Source organism: Salmonirosea aquatica (assembly GCF_009296315.1).
GTDB lineage: Bacteria > Bacteroidota > Bacteroidia > Cytophagales > Spirosomataceae > Salmonirosea > Salmonirosea aquatica.
In genome coordinates this window covers 2548786-2567160 of the sequence record NZ_WHLY01000002.1, presented here as the reverse complement: position 1 = coordinate 2567160, position 18375 = coordinate 2548786, and the positions used below count along the sequence as shown (strand labels likewise).

The window sequence follows — 18375 nt, the reverse complement described above, 5'->3', positions numbered from 1 at the left end:
ATTTTAGGTGTATGGTTCGCGTTACAAACGCTATGGGATGCAACTCCCAATTACAAATTGGGGTTAACTGGGATCTGCGCATGAGAGTATTCGCGTTGCAAACGAGAAACGACTCAACACCGATTGTAAATCGGTGTTAGCGGGGGAAATTACTATTTCTTAAGCACCTCGCCTATACCTCGCAAGCCGTCCTTAGTACTTTCCCTTAATAGTACGTCGGATACTGGATTATCGCCGAATACCTTTTTGATACCCGCGCTTGCAAGCCCTTTAACGAACCAGCCCATAAAATAGTCTGATGCAGTTGGCTCCACCGGTTGTGTTCTTAATTCCCATGAGCCTTCTGAATTACTAGCAACATAGTTTGCATAATCAGGATTAGAATGTGGCAGTCCGGGTGTCCAAGCAACTTCTAAATCAACACCGGGATTTACAAATTTATAACCAGGATAAGGTATGTATGAATCTTTTTGTTCACCTGACTGAACTTTCAATTCATCATATTTTTGACCTGGATTCCAAACTACATCAGTCCATAAGCCATTCTCAATGACAAATTTATATCCAACAACGGGCATCCAAAGCCCCTCTTTTTCTGTCGCCCAGGCATTATATCCGGGATATACCTGCCCGGGTTCCCAAGTAGTCTCAAGATTATCATTGTTCACAAATTTATATCCCGGTAAAGGTTTCCAACTACCTTCTTGCTGGACAGAAACTACTTTGAAGTTTGGATGAAGTAGGCCCGATTGCCAAACAGTATTGAGATCACCATTCTTATCGTTTGCAAACTTATAACCCGGCAAAGGTCGCCATTTACCAGTTTCTTCTATAGCCACTACATTAAATTCTGGATGAAACATTCCAGGTCGCCATGTTACTTTGTTTTTCTCCCAGAAATAATGAGTTTCACTCATTTCTGGGGAAGGCGGTGAGGGAAGAACTCCCTCAGGCGTACTCATCCAATGAAAGTCATCTATACCAGGATCAGCAATATCCCAAGTGTATCCTGGGGCTGGTTGTACTTGAAAAATATCAACAAGCTTAGTTTCAGATAAAAAAACAATTATACCGTGCCAAAGAATAGCTCCTCCCAAGCAAAGACTGAGAAAGGATTTTAAATTTTCCATTGTCCTATGATTTAGTTTAACGCATTATTGTATCGTCAAGGCTTTGCTTTCTCTGCCCGTCCCGATTTGCAATCGGGACGGTTCGCCGCGCGATGCTGTGCCCTCGCATTTGCAATACTAATACTCTCATCGTATTGCGAACGCGAAACGACCCAACACCGGTCGCAAATCGGTGTTAACGGGTGGGGACCACAAGTCAGGGTGTGCGATTGCCTGCCATCTTCTTCCTCAAAATTTCCAAATTCGATTTTGCAACGGAATTATTAGGATCGATCTGAATGGCCTTTGAGGTAGGCTTTGGCATAGTCAGGCTTGAGTTGGATGGCCCTGGTGTAGTCGCGCACGGCCTCCTCGTGGCGGCCCAACTCATCATAGCCGTTCCCCCGGTTGAAGTAGGCGCTGGCATCCTTGGGATCGAGCTCGATGGCCCTGGTGTAGTCGCGCACGGCCTCCTCTCGGCGGCCTTGCTTGTGATAGCTGACCCCCCGGTTGAGGTAGGCGCTGGCATAGTCAGGCTTGAGTTGGATGGCCCTGGTGTAGTCGCGCACGGCCTCCTCTCGGCGGCCCAACTCATCATAGCGGTTCCCCCGGTTGAGGTAGGCGCGGGCATCCTTGGGATCGAGCTCGATGGCCCTGGTGTAATCGCGCACGGCCTCCTCGTGGTGGCCTTGCTTGTAATAGCTGACCCCCCGGTTGAAGTAGGCGATGGCGTCTTTGGGGTCGAGCTCGATGGCCCTGGTGTAGTCGCGCACGGCCTCCTTGTGGCGGCCCAGCTCGTAATAGCTGTCACCCCGGTTGAGGTAGGCTTTGGCATCCTTGGGATCGAGCTGGATGGCCCTGGTGTAGTCTTGAATCGCGCCTGAAATGTTGCCACTTTCATATTTTATGTTTCCTGAATTAATGTAATTATCGGCTGTCTGGGCTTTGAGCGGAGTTGTCCAGATCAGAAATACATATAGACTTATAATTCTTTTCATGTTTCTTCTTTTTTAGGTCGAATGAGGAAATGATGGTAAAGCTCACTCAGGCAATGGACTAGCCGAATTACTTGCGGCATCTTGTGCCTTTCCAAAGCTCCATTGGCCTCAGCATCATCGTTGGCAGATTGCGGACCACAAGTCAGGGTGTGCGATTGCCCGCCATCTTCCTCATATTTTCTAAATTTGATTTTGCAACGGCATTTTTAGGATCGATCTGAATGGCCCTGGTGTAGTCGCGCACGGCATCTCCTTGGCGGCCCAGCTCATTATAGCTGCCCCCCGGTTGCAGTAGGCGCGGGCATCCTTGGGGTCGAGCTCGATGGCCCGCAAACCTAAACCTGCCTGACTAGGGCGGTTGACTTGTCAGCCACGACCCGCCCAACGAGCAAAAAAAGCCACACTTTTGGGGCGTGTGGTCTGTCGCCGAGACGCTGGCAAACAAGCACTTGATGGGCCTGCCACCCAACTGGCAGGAGGGGCGTAGCACCTTTAGCCCCCTGCTCAGTTGGGCTGAAAACATTAAAGCTCGGCGAGCAACCTGTAGCCCGAAAGATGGAATGGCGAAGCGGACTACACTGCCAAACTTATATCCTTTATTTAATTTACTTTTCTCATACGAATATTGAACCGACTATTCTCATCGACTATCTCGACCAGATACCTTTCATTGCCATATACTAAAGTGGAATAATCTTGCTGTATGGTATAGCCATTTGAGATTAATTTTTCTACAAAACTATCTTTTTTAAAAGAAGAGTAGCCTAATAGATTTATAGTTTTATTTTTTATACCAAAATATGAACTCACGCTATTTTCTCCGTTTTTACAAGCAACAACAAAAAATTCATCATTATATGCTACATACCCTTTTTTTGAAACAAAATTACCTAAGTCAGAAAATGGCATATCAACCATTTTTTCATAGTCTGAAATAGTAAATTCACTGCATTGTGCAAAAGTAGAATTAATCCTAAGAGGCAAAATTAGAATCAAGCAAGTAATCATTCGTGGCAAAGGTTTAATTTTTCTCATGTTTTTGGCTAGTAAGATAAATTCTAATTATTGATAGATGAATTAACCTGTAAAGTCGTTTGCTCGCTCCTAAGCAGTCTTCGTAGAAGACTATTTATCATAGAGTTATAAAAAAATACACTAAAAAACCAGATCATTGACAATCAGTCAACCGGACCGATCTCAACTTGTGGACATACGCAAGGAGGCGACATAGGCCACGGTGAGGCACTCAATTATTCATAAATACATTGATCCGGTATGAGACTCCATTATTTTCTTTCACTACACTCATATTCATGTAATATTTAGCACTTTCATACTCTTTGACGTCTTCCTCTGATCCAGTATATTTATAACCGCGATTCACTAACGACTTAGCTATCGCATCAAATTCAGCTTTACTTGGCGTCTGATAATTGGCCTGTCCTATACGCATAAATCGAATATTCCATGGCCCTTTATCGGTGAAAATTGCATAACTGTAGAGAGGTATATTCGGATTTGCCATGGGCAACAGTTTGTAGCCTTTTTTTCTGCTACTACTTTGTTCTTCGCGACATCAGATTCGCTGACTAATTCTAATTCCGATAGAGAATAAGCCATTGAGTTGGTTTGGGCAGCAAGATTTGTCCATATGCTTGTGCCAATGGACACTAAAAGGATAGTACGTATAGTTTTCATACAAATTAGGTTGGATTCAGGGATAAAAAGTCGGACAAGATCAACTGGTCTGAGTACTGGGATTTACTAAACTTGATGGTAGTTTTCAATGTCCGCATCATAGGTGGCCCTTCGGTTACGGTAACATTATACGTACCCACGAACTGATCCCGTGGATCAACAACATCGTCTTTCTTGCTGCAACCTATGGCCAGTGCCAGTAAGATGAGGTGGAAAGGATAAAGTGTGGTCTTAATTTTCATATGAGTTTTACACCTATATGCTCAGTGGTTTTTGTTTCTCTTGGTTATACTCATTCAATGTTAAATAAAATCACAAACAGACGCCAAGGCGGGCATACAGACTTGGCAATCTTCTTTCCCAATATCACTATCTACTTTCCGGACACCAGCCTGGCTTCAAAAACGATCGATTCAGCTCTCTCCCAGTTCAGCCTGATTTGAGTTAAATTTCTCATTATCAGTAAATTTGGTAGTTGATATGGTGAAAAGCTCTATTTTTACAGTTTACTCCTTCCGGGTAAGATCATTTTCAATATCGATGATACATTTCAAGAGCAGCATCTGGCTTCTGGTACTTCTGGCTGTGTCGGACCTATCAATTGCTCAGCCTCAGGCCGGTATACCTTTGCAGCAGGATAAGCTGAATTATGCCAAAGAGGTGGAACGTGAAGCCCTGGCAAAGAAAGACACGCTGCTTTTGGCCGAAGTCTATTACCTGTATGGCAAAATAAATGTAGATGCCAAGAACTATTTAAAGGCAAAGAGCTATTTCATACAATCCCTACAAATTGTCGAACAAAAGCATCAATTTGACAAGGTCAGTAGGATTTACGGGCGGCTGTCCTGGTTGGAACGGGAACAATTGAACATGGTCAAGCAGCTCGAATATGCCCGTATATCATTGGCTTATGCCAGATTGGGAACCAGGAAAAGCCTTATGTCTGCTTATCAGGAAATGAGCGAGGGCTATATGGCTGTTTGTCACGATAGTTTGGCCAGGTACGGTACACATCCGTTACAGGATAGTGTATTTTACTATTGCAAACTGGCTACAAAAATAGCATACGAATTGAAGGATTCGGTTTCAATTGCAGGCATGAGCGGACAGTTAGGCAAGATTTACGGGTTCCAGCATAATCCCCGGGCATTCTATCATTATCAGGTTGCATTGAAAATGCATGCAGCACGTAACAATACTTTTGGACAGATCGCCACCAGCCAGCAACTTGCTTATACCTATCTGCAATTTAACCAGCCTGATAAAGCCTATCCACTGTTACAAAAGGCAAATGCATTATATAATGCAATGAAAATCAGGGCATTTAAAGCAGAAATGGATTTCAATAGCCTATACATGGAATATTACAGGCAAAAAGGGAAGTGGCAAAAGGCATTTGAGCAGTCACTAAAGGTACGCGCCAATGAGAGAGATCAAATGACCGCTGACCGAAATGGTGCTGTCAGCAGGTTGACTATTGCGTATGAGGCAAAGTATGAGGCAAAAAAGAAAAAAATACTGATTGAAGCTAAGGAGAGAGAGCTGCTGTTAAGTAAACAGAAACTACAAGTACAAAACTGGTCTTTACTTATTCTGCTGGCATTACTTTCAGTTACTGTCGGAACAAGTATCGTTTTGTACCGTACTTCCAAAAAGAACGAGCGATTGAGCCAACAGAATGAAACCTTGGTGCAGGAACAAAATCACCGCGTAAAAAATAATTTGCAGCTGATATCAAGTCTTTTAAGATTGCAGGTGAATGGACTCGATGATGATAGTGCCAGGAATGCCGTCGAGGACAGTCAACGCCGGATCGAAGTAATGAGTTTGCTCCAACGGAAACTATATGATGGCGAAGATGTGGTTAATGTCAACGTGGCCGATTTTGTCGCTGAACTGGTAGATTTGGTACTGCGAGCATTTAATCAGGAGCAAGTTGAAGTCGCATACCATATTGAACCCAACGTGAAGCTACCAGTTGATCATATGATGCGGATTGGTTTGATCATCAATGAATTGATTACGAATGCCTGTAAATATGCGTTTCCAGATAATCCAAAGCCTGCACTTCAAATTTCTGCCCAAATCGTGCAGAAGACATTTCATCTAGGTTTTACCGATAACGGACCTGGTTTTACCAGAACAAACCCGCCTGTTAGATCTTTTGGATTGCGCTTAATTCAAATGCAGGTAGAGCAATTGTTTGGTACCTATAGGATGGAAACCAAAGGCTATTTTCAATTCGATATGAAATTTAATCTCATTCAATCCTTTCAATTTCGAGGCAAGCCAGTATAGTTTAGACACATGAAAGCACTTAAAATTCTGATCATCGAAGACGATATCGTGATCGCTCATGATATCAAAGAAACATTGGAAAAAGGAGGTCATGTGGTAACCGATATTGTCCGTAACAAATCTTCTACCCTGACTGCAATAAGGAATACCCCTCCTGATATAATTTTGATTGATATCCGTTTAGAACATTCTCCCGAGGATGGTATCGATATTGCCCATCACATTTTGGCAACAACCCCTACGCCCATCATATATCTGACCGGGTATTCTGAAAAACCCACTATTGATCGTGCCAAGCAAACACAGCCGGCAGCGTATTTGCTTAAACCATTTCGGAATGAGGAGCTTGTAATTCAAATTGAACTAGCCTACTATAACTATCAGGCCTCGTTTGCAAACTCCGCCGATCCATTTTTATCGGATAGTTTATATTTACCAGTTAAGAATGGGCGCGGGTATTCAAAAATACGGAAAGATGACGTACTTTATTTAAAAGCGGATAGAGCTTATGTCGAAATGTATATGGTAGGCGAGTCGAAAGAAAGGGCTTATGCAATGAACCTGGGTTATATGGCTCAATTTTTCACAGCTCCCAATTTTTACAATCTTTCCCGATCGTTACTGGTTAACCTTGACCACGTTGAGCACATTGAAAAAGGTAAAATTTATCTAAAAGGCAGAGATAATCTCCCAATCGAATTTCCGGAAGCTCACTATAAACGTTTAATCCAGCAGCTTGCCATAGTTAGAACGCCAAAGAAGCGTTAATTAAAATGAAATGGATTTGGCAAAGTACACTGGCCTTATTTTACTTTTAGCCCCAAAAGTAACATAAGAAAATCTCTATGTTACTTTCTAAGCGTAACTGAACATAACAGATTAGAGGAGAAACCTATAGTAGCCTTATCCTCAATCCTCCCGCCCCTCCTTCCGGTTTGCATCCGCCATTCTCACGATCTTGGGCGTAAACTTCGCCAGTACCTCCACTAATTCACTTTGCGCAGCGATGACGGTTTCGATGTCTTTATACACCATCGGGGCCTCGTCGAGGTCGCCGCCGATGAGCTGAATATCGGCTTCCTGTAACGCTTTATTCAACTGTGCATGAGTAATGCTGTTGAGTGCCTTGGTCCGTGACATCAGCCGCCCGGCCCCGTGCGAGGCCGAATTGATAGAATCAGCGTGGCCCCGGCCCCGTACCACAAAGCCGGGTTTGGTCATTGAGCCGGGGATAATACCCAGTACATCGGGCCCGGCGGGGGTAGCGCCCTTGCGGTGCACCATCACCTCGCGGCCATCGGCCAGTTGCTCCTTCCAGGCAAAGTTGTGGTGGTTTTCGATCATCGTCAGCGGTTTTTGGCGCAGGGCTTTGGCAATTTTGTTGTGGATTTCGTGGTGGTTGGCCGAGGCATACTCCCCCGCCAGATTCATCGCAATCCAGTACTCCTGACCTTCCTCTGTATTCAGGTCGAGCCAGGCCAGGTGCGCCGCCTGTTTGGGCAGGTGGGTTTTCTGCATGGCCAGTTTGGAGTAGTAGTTGGCTACATTCCCGCCAAAACCCCGCGAACCCGAATGCGACAGCAAAGCCATATATTGCCCGGGTGGCAGGTCAAGGCCGTTGGTAGCCTGCTCGCCATATACGTCCACAATGCCCCACTCCGCAAAATGGTTGCCCGTGCCGGAGGTACCCAACTGCCGATAGGCCTTGTCTTTCAGGTCACGGATTATCTTGGTAGCCTGCCATTCGGGCAAGTCCATCACGCTCTCGTCGTGCTTGTCGCGCACTTCGCCACCCATGCCGAACTTAGTATTCTCGACCAGCGTCTTTTTTAGTAAATGTGGTTCGCGCTTCAGGAAATCCGGCGACAGGTCGAAAACAGACAGGCACATCCGGCAGGCGATATCGACGCCCACAGCGAAGGGAATTACGGTATTGGGTTCCGTGGCAAGTACCCCGCCAATGGGCAGGCCGTAGCCCTGATGGGCGTCGGGCATGAGCGCCCCGGCCACCGAAATGGGCAGACTCGCGGCCGTTTCCATTTGCAGCAGGGCCCCTTCTTCGATATACTCCCGGCCAAAAATGGCGTAGGGTAGGCGCTCCGTCCGCAGGTCAAAGGCCGTTGTTTCCTGCTTTCCGTCGGCTTGAAGCGGGTAGGGCGTTGGCTCCGGCGGCAAGTAGGTTGCCCCGGCTTCGCTCAGCGGCACGGCGATGCCCTGTTTGTTAAGGTCATAAATAGCCCGGGCCAGATTAGTGACCTTGTTTTTGGAATAGGCGTACTTTTTAGGATTCTGGAGCATCTGCGCCAGCAGGCCCAGTGCTTTTTCTTTGGGGTAGTTGGCGCGTTGGACCAACCCATTGGCTACGCGCAGGAAAGTGGCGTGCAGGTGGTCGGGAATGGCCGCAAGTACCAATATCTCGTCAAGAGTAATTTCGGGATTTTCCATAATCAGATTGTTTAACCACCAAGCACCCAAAGAATGGTACCAGGGTACCTTTGCCTCGAGCGCTTGGTGGCAGGTTTTTTAGTTTTTAGACGAAACAAAAATCTGCTTCAGCTGGTCGATGACCTGACCGCTGCCGGAAACCGAAATGGAGTTGATTTTTTCGGCGATTTTTTCGACGTACTCCATTTCCTTCAGCTTCCACAGCATCTCGTTGTCCTCCATCAGTTTGGCCGTATTCAACAGGCTGCGGGTAGAGGCGGTTTCTTCCCGACGCATGATGATGTTGGCCTGGGCTTTCTTTTCGGCCATCAATACCTGGTTCATGATGTCGCGCATATCGCCCGGCAGGATAATGTCGCGTACCCCGCCGCCACTCAGTTCGATGCCGAGTTGCTCCGCTTTCGCGGCGGTTACCTGCAGAATGGCCTCGGCCATGTCGGCCTTTTTGTCCAGCAATTCGTCCAGGGTCAGTCCGCCGATGTAGGCCCGCAGGGCCAGCTGCATCTGTACGTACAGCTGCTTGTCGTAGTCTTTGTTCTCGACCAGGGCCTTAACGACATCGCGGACGTGGTACTGCACGTAAAAGCTGAGCCGAATCGTGGCTTTGTCTTTCGTCAGGATTTCCTGACCCGAAATTTCCATTTGCTGTCGGCGCGTGTCCACTTTCAGCACGTGGACGGGCGTGTTGTTTTTCCACCAATGGTACACGCCGGGTTCCAGCACGCTATCGAATTTCCAGTCGATGAAAAGTACCCCTTTGTCGTGACCTTCGACGGTGGTAGTCCGCACGTAGGCACTCAACGGCTGCGGCATCAAGGACGCAAGATCCACTTCGGCCGGAATCGCCAATTGCGTGACGTCCAGAATCTGGTACCGATAGTTCTTAACGCCTTTCCAGTAGGCCCAGCGACCTTTTTGGAGAACCGCCCGGAACATTTCGTTCTCGTACTGCAACGCGATTTCGCCATCTCTTACCTCTAACACATCCAGTTCGGCCGCAATTTCGGGGTACGAAAGCAGTACCGTCAGATCACGGGGCGGGTTTTGCAGTAAATCCCCCCGCTTGTAGAAATACAGCGTTTCGTTGGGCCAAATCCAGTGCTTACCCGGCAAAAGTACCTTATGGAAGTCGCCGTTTCTGAACAATAACCCAATTTCCTGGGTCTGGATGCGTACAGTTTTCATGGTTATTATGGATAAAAAATAATTGCTACATAAACCAGCCAGAGGCTACCCATTCAGCCTACGCGGAGGCAGGTGGCGACAACCTTCGGGAAAGGGATTCGGAAAAAGGGTTCAGAACCGGATGCCAACGTGTAAGTAGTTGGCGATACAGATCTTGAATGCTTTTCCAGAAGCGGCCTTCCGGCCCGGCTAACCCCGCTCTGCCCACGAGCGTCGACTCAATGATAGGGTACCCGGCAAGCCGGATACGCTACGGGGTAGCATCTGCTGGTTTTTTACTTGGTGGCCATTTTTTATGAAGTGGCCTGCTTCGCCTTCCAACGGATCATCTGTTTAGGATGATAGCGGGATTCGAACCCGCATTGGTCTGTTGCTCTACCCGATTGAGCTACCTTGCCGAAGCAAGAGGAGGACTCGAACCTCCAACCCACAGGTCATGAGACGATAAACGATCCGTAGCCGACAGCATATCGTCCGTCAGCGACTCCGACACTATGGGGCTATTCAGAAACCCACATCCGGTTCGGCTACGTTGCTTTCGTCGCTACAAAGGTTGGGGCTAAGTGCGCAGTGTTTTTGCGCAGATGAAAAAACTTTCTATTTTTCTGCAAAACATTTCTTTCTGACCATGCCCGCCAACCGCAACGCCCTCGTCCGCTACAAAACCATCGACGCCTGTCTGCGCAACCGGCAACGTAACTGGACCCTTGACGACCTGATCGAAAAGGTTTCGGAAGCGCTTTATGAGTACGAGGGCATCGATAAAGGCATCAGCCGCCGCACGGTGCAGGCGGATATACAGATGATGCGGAGCGATAAGCTGGGGTACTTTGCGCCCATCGTCATCCGTGAGAAGAAGTACTACACCTACGAGGACCCTCATTACAGCATCACGAACATTCCGCTGTCGGATGGTGATCTGGCGCGAATGAACGAAGCCGTGGAGATTTTGAAGCAATTCAAGGGCTTTTCGCACTTCACGGCGCTCAACGAAGTGGTGCAGAAGCTGGAAGACCACGTTTTTTCGACGGCCCGGAAAATGGCCCCCGTCATTGATTTCGAGAAAAACGAAAACCTGAAAGGACTTCATTTCCTCGACGATTTGTACCAGGCCGTGGTGCAGAAGAAAGCAGTTCAGCTGACCTACCAGTCGTTTTCGGCCCGTGCCCCGCAGACCTTCGTCTTCCACGTGTGGTGGCTGAAAGAATTCAAAAATCGCTGGTTTGCGGTGGGCGTGCGCACGGAGCAACGGTACATTACAAATCTGGCGCTGGACCGGATCATCGACATTACTCCCACCTACGAAGAATACCTGTCCAATCAACTGATCGACCCGGAACAGTACTACCGCGACGTCATCGGGGTTACGGTGAGTGGAAACCTTCGGCCCATTAAAGTGAAGTTATTTGTCGCCCAGCTTCATGCGCCTTATGTCGAAACCAAGCCGCTTCACCATTCGCAGCAGGTACTGGAGCGAAACGCCGAGGGTGTCGTCATTCAACTCAAAGTGCAGCATAACTACGAGCTGGAAAAAGAGATCTTGGGCTTTGGCGAGGGCCTGATCGTGCTCGAACCCGAAAAGCTCCGACAAATTATCAAACGACGATTGAAGGAGGCGCTGGCCGTCTATGAGTAGTGATCGAGGTTTAGGCAGGCTCACATACCAAGCAAGGTGTGCAACCAACCAAAGTACCCCGTCCGGGAAAGCCTGAGGGGTACTTTGCCCGAAAAAAAGTATATTTGGAAAAACAACCTACCGCTATGGAAGCCATCACCGGACAAATTCCCGAAACCCTGCTGTACGAAGAATTCGGCGGGCGGAAGTACTACCGCCGGGGCTATCGCCAGATACTTTTGGGACTAAAAAATGAAAGCGAGATTATGGGAAGCAGTGTTTTTCAATCGCTCATTGTGTCGGCGCTGATCTTTTATTTGAAAACCATCCTGCCCAAAAACCACTATTGGGTGCAATCCAGCGAAGCCGGGCTTCATCTCGACCGCGCGGAGAACCTTGCCAATGACATTGCCATCGTAGAAAAAAGTAAACTGAAAGACCCCCGCTCTTTGAAGTACAATGATGTACCACCCCGTTTCGTCATTGAAGTAGATATCAAAATAGATCCTAGAGACTACTCCGCTGAACCGGCCGTGGGTTCAGATATGGACTACATCCTCCAAAAATCGGAGCAGTTGCTGAAATTCGGCGTGGAGGGCATTGCCTGGATTCTGACCCCGAGCCGCAAAACGCTTCTGATGCGCCCTAACCACCGCCTTGAAGTCTACAACTGGACCGACGAGGTACCCCTCTTTGGTGAGTATGCTTTCTGTCTGCAAAGGATTCTGGAAGAGGAGGGGATTTTGCCGGAATCTGAGTAGTGGGCTGCAAATTGGCGGGAGCGGGGGATGCAGTGAGTTGGTTAAATCGTTATGACGACTTTTCCACGGGCATTTCCCTCGCCCAGATAGCGCACTGCCTCCGAAACTTCATGCAGTGGATAGGTTTTATCGATCACTGGCACAACACTACCGGCCTCGAAAAGTAGATTCAATTCGTGCAGATCCTTTGGGTTGGGTTTATGCATCAGGAGGCCAATCTGCTTTCCTTCCGGCTTTGACCAGCTTCCCAGGGTAGCTGCCTGTAGAAGAGTCATGATTGAACCGCCTATCAGTACGTAGCGACCCCCGGGCTTCAATGCTCGCCGACAATCGGCAACCGAATGGCGGGTTACCATGTCCAGAATCAGGTCGTAGGTTTGCCCGGTTTTGGTAAAGTCCTGCTCCCGGTAGTCGATGACATGATCCGCGCCGAGCGAGCGCAGCAGGTCCAGTTTGTCGGCGCGGTCGACGCCCGTTACTTCCGCTCCGGCCACTTTGGCCATCTGCACCGCGAAGGTACCCACGCCCCCACCGGCCCCGTTGATAAGCACCTTCTTTCCGGCCGCGAGCTGCCCCTGCCGAAGTCCCTGCAAAGCGAGTACCCCCGCCTGAGGGGTAGCGGCGGCCTGCTCAAAAGTCATAGTGGGTACCTTGCGCGCCAGCACCTGGGCAGGCGCGCACGCATACTCGGCGAAAGCTCCGAATCCGCTGCCGGAGATATCGCCAAAAACCTCATCGCCCGGCCGGAATTGCGTGACCTCCTTTCCAGCCGCCTCCACCCGTCCGGCGATGTCGGAGCCGATGATGGGGTACCTAGGCTTGAACAGACCGAACATGAGCCGATAAATACGGGGGCGGCCCGTCACCAAATCCCAATCCCAGGAATTGACCGAGGCGGCCTCCACTTGTATTAGTACCTCATGGGCTTTGGGGACGGGCGTGGGTACCTCCTGCTGAGTAAGTGACTCAGGGGCTCCGTAGTGAGTATACACAATTGCTTTCATCGGGGATGGTTTGCGTTTTTGCCGGCGACATGCCTGAAAAGCACGCGTTCTTGCTCCCGAAAGTTGGGTAATTTGATCAGGAAACTACCTCAAAATGTGATAAACGGCTTATTATCAAATCTATTCAATAAGGATTATCTACACAGAAGAAATCCGTTGCTTGCCAGAACGCTGGACTTGCTAGGGTACCCAGTACTTGGCACAAAAAAAGTATATTTGAAGAAAAACGGCTTAGTCCATAGAAACCAGGAGTGATTACATCAGTTAAGGTACCCCAACTCACTTAAATTCACGAAAATCTAGTTAAAGCGGGTTGTGTAGAGCATTCATGGGAGTATTTGTATAGTAGTGCCCGAGACTATGCGGACCAAAAAGGGTTACTGACTATTGAGCTGATTTAAAGTTATGTACAGTCATAGACTGTGATTATATTGAACCACCAGCGGACGCCGCGCGGTCGCAGACTGGCGGTAGCGGGCTACAGTCTAAGACTGTATTTGTTTTTAGCCACCAGTTTCAAACTGGCGGCAGCGAGAGAGCAGTTTGTTAGTGAATTGATCCAGTGAACAGTACAGTCAAAGACTGTATTTATTTTTAGCCACCAGTCGCAGACTGGCGGCAGCAAAAGAAATAATAAATTGTTTTTATCTTAACTATTTATGGACAGTATAGTAAGCTTTATTTTTGGTGGCATCTTGTCTGTTATCATAGGCTGGATTTTTTATAAAAAATCTATTAAAAAGAATTCACTATTTGCTTATTTAGACTATTTCTCAAAGCTATTTGAAAATGTGGAGCCTGAAATTAAAAAAGATTTGAAAATTATTTATAAGGAAAGGGAAATTCAAGACTTATATATAGTGCAATTTACACTCGAAAATAATGGAAATAAACCCATTAGAGATTTAATTGAACCTATTAAATTGTCAATTGATGAAGAGTTTGAGTTAATGGATGCTAGCATTTCTGATGTTTCACCAACAGGAAGAAACATTGAATTAAAGCAAGATTTAAATAGTAATTTGATAAATATTTCATTTTTGTTATTAAACCCAAAAGATTATTTTTCAGTTAGAATATTATTTAAAGGAAATGTTTTAGATTATATTAAAAGTAAGTACAAAAGAGAACGTGGAATCACAGATGAGAATAAGCACCAGTATAAAAATTTTGAATTCGATGAAAAGGATATGATTGATGATTTTGTTCTAAAATTAACGATAGATGAACTACCTCCCACTCTACATATTGAAAAGCAAAAAAAAATAAATAAGGATGAGATTAACTTTAATGTGACAAAATATATATACTATATTTTTATTGGAATCTCAATGGGTTATGTTATTTGGAAACTAACAAATGCAGAAAAAAATTATTTTATATTCAATTATGAGGAGTTTTTCAATGGATATGAGGCATGGTTAGTTGAAGGTAATTTTTTTAAAATTTCGCTGTTTTTTACTTGGGGACAAATTATATATTATATATTTGTAGGGTCGCTATTAGTACTATTCGCTATTGGAAAAAAAATAAATAATTTGTTTTAAATAAAATATTTACCCCGCTACCGCCAGTCTGCGACTGGTGGTTTAAAATAATCCAAGTTTTTAACCGCGCGGCGTCCGCTTGAACCTTTCGGCTGGATTACTTTGCTACCAAATCCAGAAAATCTCTTGTCCTGATGACATTGACCAGCGGGAATCCTGTATCTTTCAGAAGATTGTAGTGCTTATCGTCCGTTACCAGATAGTCGGCTCTCCCGTTCAATGCGCAGTCAACAAACTTGTTGTCGTCGACATCGGTGGTGATGATCGACCAATTGAAATAGATGTCGACCCTTTCCACGTCGGGAGAACGTAGCAGAAAATTAGACGTATTCTCCGCCACTGCAGTGTTTGTCTTTTCTTCTAATTTTTCGACATACTCATTTAGTATGTCGTTCGTAATCAGTAGCTGAATGCTGCCTTCCAGCAAAGCATCAAAAATCGGGCGATACTGGGAGCGTTTCCCAATACATACCAATAAGCTATTCGTATCAAGCACTACGCGCATCCTGACTACTCGGTTAGCCAATCATTCATGGTGTCATTGGACCAGCCGTTGTCGTCCCAGAGTTTTTCAAACTCAGATGAAGCCTTGTCAGCAAAATGCCTGGCAAGCAAACGCTTTACGGCTAACAACTCTTCCTCTGGCAAATTCAGGCTATACAATTGAAGCAACTCCAATTGTAAATTTGTAAGCGGTTTTTGTAATACAGTCATGGTTTTCTTTATATTATAATCTGATCTGAAATTAAGCATATTTTTGCAAATGGTACTATTGTCCCGCAATCGCCGGTCTGTAACCGCGCGGGAGGCGCTCGTCCGGCATCCGCTGGTGGTCAAACATACTCCAACTTGAAATACCCATGAAATACAAAATACTCATTCTCCTAGCCCTTACCATCCTCACCACCGCTACCCAAGCCCAGCCAAACCAAAAAAACGTTTTCCCGGACGGTACCCCCATGTCCGGCTGGTTTCTGGATTACAGCAAGGTACAACTGAGCGGCCTGGGCAAGCAGTACGTCATCACCGACTTCGGGGCCAAGCGGGACAGTACCCTGGTGCAGACGCAGGTCATTCAGCGCACCATCGATGAGGCGGCGCGGCAGGGTGGTGGTGTGGTGGTGATTCCGAAGGGTACCTTTGTGAGCGGCGCGCTGTTTTTCAAGCCCAAAACGCATTTGTACGTAGGCGAAGGAGCCAAACTGAAAGGCTCGGACGACATTGCGGACTACCCCAGCCGGCCCTCGCGCATGGAAGGGCAGAGCCTCGACTACTTCCCGGCGCTGGTCAACGCCTACGGGGTCGATGGCTTCACGATTTCGGGCAAGGGTACCCTCGACGGCAACGGCCTGAAATACTGGGAGGCGTTCTGGCAGCGGCGCAAGGAGAACCCGCAATGCACCAACCTCGAAGTGTCGCGGCCGCGGCTGGTGTTCATCTGGAACTGTGACGACGTGCAGGTGCAGGACGTCAGTCTGCACAACGCGGGCTTCTGGACCAGCCACTACTACCAATGTACCAACGTCAAGATTCTCGACCTGCACATTGCGTCGCCCCACGCCCCCGTCAAAGCGCCCAGCACCGACGCCATCGATATTGACGCCTGTACCAATGTGCTGGTGAAAGGCTGCTACATGTCGGTCAACGACGACGCCATCGCGCTGAAAGGCGGCAAAGGTCCGTGGGCCGACACTGATCCCAACAACGGCGAAAACGTGAATATCCTGATCGAGGATTGCGAGTTTGGCTTCTGCCACGCCGCCCTCACCTGCGGCAGCGAAGCCATTCACAACAAAAACATCGTGATGCGGAATTGCCACGTCAACGAGGCTATGCGGGTACTGTGGCTCAAAATGCGGCCCGACACCCCGCAGAAGTACGAGTACATTACCGTAGAAAACATCAAAGGCCAGGCTCACAGCCTCATCTACGTCAAGCCCTGGACCCAGTTTTTCGACCTGAAAGGCCGCAAGGAGGTACCTTTGTCCTATTCGGAGCACATCACCCTGAAAAACATCGATATGAAGTGCGATATTTTCTTCGATATTGCCATCACCGAATACGATAAGCTGTCCCAGTTTACGTTTGAGGACGTAAAAGTAGAAGCGAAAAATGCCGCCTACGACAAAAGCATCATCGACGGCCTTACTTTCAATAATGTAGTGGTGAATGGAAAAAAGATTCAGTAGAAAAGTCAGTTTGTTCCTGCGTATTGGCCTGTTCGTCTGCCTTGGCGGTTCGGCCTTTGCCCAGCCCGTCCACGTGACATTTTTCGGTTCATCGGTATGCTACGGCACGGGCGCCGAAAAGAATCACGGCTACGCCTGGCAGTTTTTCCACAGCGGCGCCATCGACACCACCCGCTTCCGGTACTTCAACGCCTCTACGGGCGGCGACAATACCTTGAAAGTCGAGAAAGAAGACCGCCTCGGCAAGAAGCTGTACCCTACCGATCCCGACATCGTGGTACTCGGCTTATCGCTGGGTAACGAAGGTATCCTGAACCCAAAAGACGACAACGGCCGGGAGCAGATTCTGGAGCAGTACCGCAGCCGGTTGCTGGCTTTGGCCGATTCGCTGCATCGCGCGGGCATGCAGCCGGTCATTGTGAATTGCTACGCCAATAACAATTTCGGCGCGCCGCACTACGAAGCCACCCAACGCATGAATCGCCTGATCAATACCTGGCCCTACCCGAGTGTCAACGTGCTGGGTACCATCGACGATCTGACCGGAAAATGGGTCGAGGGCTACTGGAACGATGCCCTGCATCCCAACACCGCCGGTCACCGCGAAATGTCGTACGCCCTAGTTCCGTCGCTGTTTGCGGCCATCCGGCAGGGCAAGAAAACACCGGCCTACGACTGGAATAAAAGCTATGCCACCTTGCTGAATAAGCATAAAGTCGAAATGCCCTTGCGGCTCGACCTGACGGGTATCCTGCATTCATTTACACTGAGTTTCCGGTTCAAAGCGGCGGCTGAGGGTACCCTCGCCGGTTTTGTTGCCAACGGGCAACGGCAGGCTATCGACATTACCGGGTCTGAGATTCGCTACAAAAATCTTTCTACAGCCTACCCCCAGGACCCGCAAGCCTGGACGCACGTGGTGCTGAGCCACAGCTACGCCAATCAGGAAACCACGCTGTTTGTAAACGGCGAACGGGTGGGTAGCGTGGCGGAACAATTTGCCCCAACTCAGGTCTTTTTCGGCGGCACCGCTGCTACTCTCGATCTGAAAGACATCGCCCTGCACCGCGCCGCCCTGAACGAAAGCGAAGCGCTCGATCTGTTCAACAAGAAATTCATTCAATCGAGTCTGGAATTTTACAATCCCCTCACCCACGTTCCGACCGGAAATGAGTTGGACAACTATGCGCAGAGCCTGAACCGCATGAAACTAGATAAAGAGGTATCGTTAGAGCGGCAGGCCGTCGACTGATAACTGGGGAAAAAGGTACCTAAGCACGTCATTTCTTGTCTCCCACTGTGCAACCCGCCTACCTTGGAGCGGTTGCAGCGGCGAATAATTGAATGGATAGTGCTCCGCAACCCGCTTTTGGGAAATGGCACACTATTTTAGGGACGTTTTTGTTTGATCCGCTGCGTTAAAAAAAGCAACCGTCCCCACGAAGTTCTGATTGGATTTCAAGAAAATTACTAAGGCCTGGTTGTTTTTTGCCGAACCTATATGGAATCGCCGTGGATTCAGCAAT

The 18375-nt window shown here is 47.9% G+C and carries 17 protein-coding genes; 7 read left to right on the top strand and 10 right to left on the bottom strand.

All coding sequences use genetic code 11. The features are described 5' to 3' along the window. Positions 1 to 152: 152 nt before the first annotated feature. From GBK04_RS11755 to GBK04_RS11735, 5 genes are all read right to left on the bottom strand, one after another. Positions 153 to 1130 carry a hypothetical protein gene (locus GBK04_RS11755; protein ID WP_152759886.1) on the bottom strand — a complete coding sequence of 326 codons (978 nt, stop codon included), beginning with the start codon at positions 1128 to 1130 and terminating at the stop codon, positions 153 to 155. Positions 1131 to 1393: 263 nt separating this feature from the next. Beyond that, on the bottom strand, positions 1394 to 2107 hold the full coding sequence (locus GBK04_RS11750) for a tetratricopeptide repeat protein (RefSeq protein ID WP_152759884.1): 714 nt from the start codon (positions 2105 to 2107) through the stop codon (positions 1394 to 1396). A gap of 600 nt (positions 2108 to 2707) precedes the next feature. Beyond that, complete coding sequence (locus tag GBK04_RS11745) at positions 2708 to 3142, bottom strand: hypothetical protein (RefSeq protein WP_152759882.1); 435 nt, start codon at positions 3140 to 3142, stop codon at positions 2708 to 2710. 211 nt (positions 3143 to 3353) lie between these two features. After that, positions 3354 to 3632 carry a hypothetical protein gene (locus GBK04_RS11740; RefSeq protein ID WP_152759880.1) on the bottom strand — a complete coding sequence of 93 codons (279 nt, stop codon included), beginning with the start codon at positions 3630 to 3632 and terminating at the stop codon, positions 3354 to 3356. Positions 3633 to 3810: 178 nt separating this feature from the next. Next, positions 3811 to 4047, bottom strand: a complete 237-nt coding sequence (locus GBK04_RS11735) for a hypothetical protein (RefSeq protein WP_152759878.1) — start codon at positions 4045 to 4047, stop codon at positions 3811 to 3813. 298 nt (positions 4048 to 4345) lie between these two features. Here GBK04_RS11735 and GBK04_RS11730 point away from each other — a divergent pair, with 298 nt between their 5' ends. Both GBK04_RS11730 and GBK04_RS11725 read left to right on the top strand, forming a co-directional pair. Further along, positions 4346 to 6103 carry a sensor histidine kinase gene (locus GBK04_RS11730; protein WP_373330909.1) on the top strand — a complete coding sequence of 586 codons (1758 nt, stop codon included), beginning with the start codon at positions 4346 to 4348 and terminating at the stop codon, positions 6101 to 6103. 9 nt (positions 6104 to 6112) lie between these two features. Next, entirely contained in the window at positions 6113 to 6871 is a 759-nt protein-coding gene (locus GBK04_RS11725) for a response regulator (RefSeq protein WP_152759874.1), read from the top strand. Positions 6872 to 7012: 141 nt separating this feature from the next. On the opposite strand, the gene GBK04_RS11720 is transcribed toward GBK04_RS11725, so the two are convergent. Both GBK04_RS11720 and GBK04_RS11715 read right to left on the bottom strand, forming a co-directional pair. Beyond that, a complete protein-coding gene (locus GBK04_RS11720) occupies positions 7013 to 8548 on the bottom strand; it encodes an RtcB family protein (protein ID WP_152759872.1) in 1536 nt (511 codons plus the stop codon). A gap of 78 nt (positions 8549 to 8626) precedes the next feature. After that, positions 8627 to 9733, bottom strand: coding sequence for a slipin family protein (locus tag GBK04_RS11715; RefSeq protein ID WP_152759870.1), 1107 nt, complete (start codon positions 9731 to 9733; stop codon positions 8627 to 8629). A gap of 628 nt (positions 9734 to 10361) precedes the next feature. Here GBK04_RS11715 and GBK04_RS11710 point away from each other — a divergent pair. Both GBK04_RS11710 and GBK04_RS11705 read left to right on the top strand, forming a co-directional pair. Then, a complete protein-coding gene (locus GBK04_RS11710) occupies positions 10362 to 11369 on the top strand; it encodes a helix-turn-helix transcriptional regulator (RefSeq protein ID WP_152759868.1) in 1008 nt (335 codons plus the stop codon). A gap of 125 nt (positions 11370 to 11494) precedes the next feature. Further along, positions 11495 to 12109, top strand: coding sequence for a PDDEXK family nuclease (locus GBK04_RS11705; RefSeq protein ID WP_152759866.1), 615 nt, complete (start codon positions 11495 to 11497; stop codon positions 12107 to 12109). Positions 12110 to 12150: 41 nt separating this feature from the next. On the opposite strand, the gene GBK04_RS11700 is transcribed toward GBK04_RS11705, so the two are convergent. Continuing rightward, positions 12151 to 13113 (bottom strand): NAD(P)-dependent alcohol dehydrogenase, encoded by a 963-nt coding sequence (locus GBK04_RS11700; RefSeq protein WP_152759864.1) that lies wholly within the window; start codon positions 13111 to 13113, stop codon positions 12151 to 12153. A 659-nt stretch (positions 13114 to 13772) separates the two neighbouring features. Here GBK04_RS11700 and GBK04_RS11695 point away from each other — a divergent pair. After that, on the top strand, positions 13773 to 14660 hold the full coding sequence (locus GBK04_RS11695) for a hypothetical protein (protein ID WP_152759862.1): 888 nt from the start codon (positions 13773 to 13775) through the stop codon (positions 14658 to 14660). Between the two features lie 97 nt (positions 14661 to 14757). On the opposite strand, the gene GBK04_RS11690 is transcribed toward GBK04_RS11695, so the two are convergent. Together GBK04_RS11690 and GBK04_RS11685 are read right to left on the bottom strand one after the other, a co-directional pair. Then, positions 14758 to 15165 carry a putative toxin-antitoxin system toxin component, PIN family gene (locus GBK04_RS11690; RefSeq protein ID WP_152759860.1) on the bottom strand — a complete coding sequence of 136 codons (408 nt, stop codon included), beginning with the start codon at positions 15163 to 15165 and terminating at the stop codon, positions 14758 to 14760. 5 nt (positions 15166 to 15170) lie between these two features. Next, positions 15171 to 15374 (bottom strand): DUF8507 family protein, encoded by a 204-nt coding sequence (locus GBK04_RS11685; protein ID WP_152759858.1) that lies wholly within the window; start codon positions 15372 to 15374, stop codon positions 15171 to 15173. 146 nt (positions 15375 to 15520) lie between these two features. On the opposite strand from GBK04_RS11685, the gene GBK04_RS11680 reads away from it, so the two are divergent. Both GBK04_RS11680 and GBK04_RS11675 read left to right on the top strand, forming a co-directional pair. Beyond that, positions 15521 to 16849: a rhamnogalacturonidase gene (locus tag GBK04_RS11680; RefSeq protein WP_152759856.1), complete on the top strand. Its 1329-nt coding sequence runs from the start codon at positions 15521 to 15523 to the stop codon at positions 16847 to 16849. Continuing rightward, positions 16830 to 18101: an SGNH/GDSL hydrolase family protein gene (locus tag GBK04_RS11675; protein ID WP_152759854.1), complete on the top strand. Its 1272-nt coding sequence runs from the start codon at positions 16830 to 16832 to the stop codon at positions 18099 to 18101. The genes GBK04_RS11680 and GBK04_RS11675 overlap by 20 nt, the downstream gene beginning before the upstream one ends. The last annotated feature ends 274 nt before the right edge of the window (positions 18102 to 18375 follow it).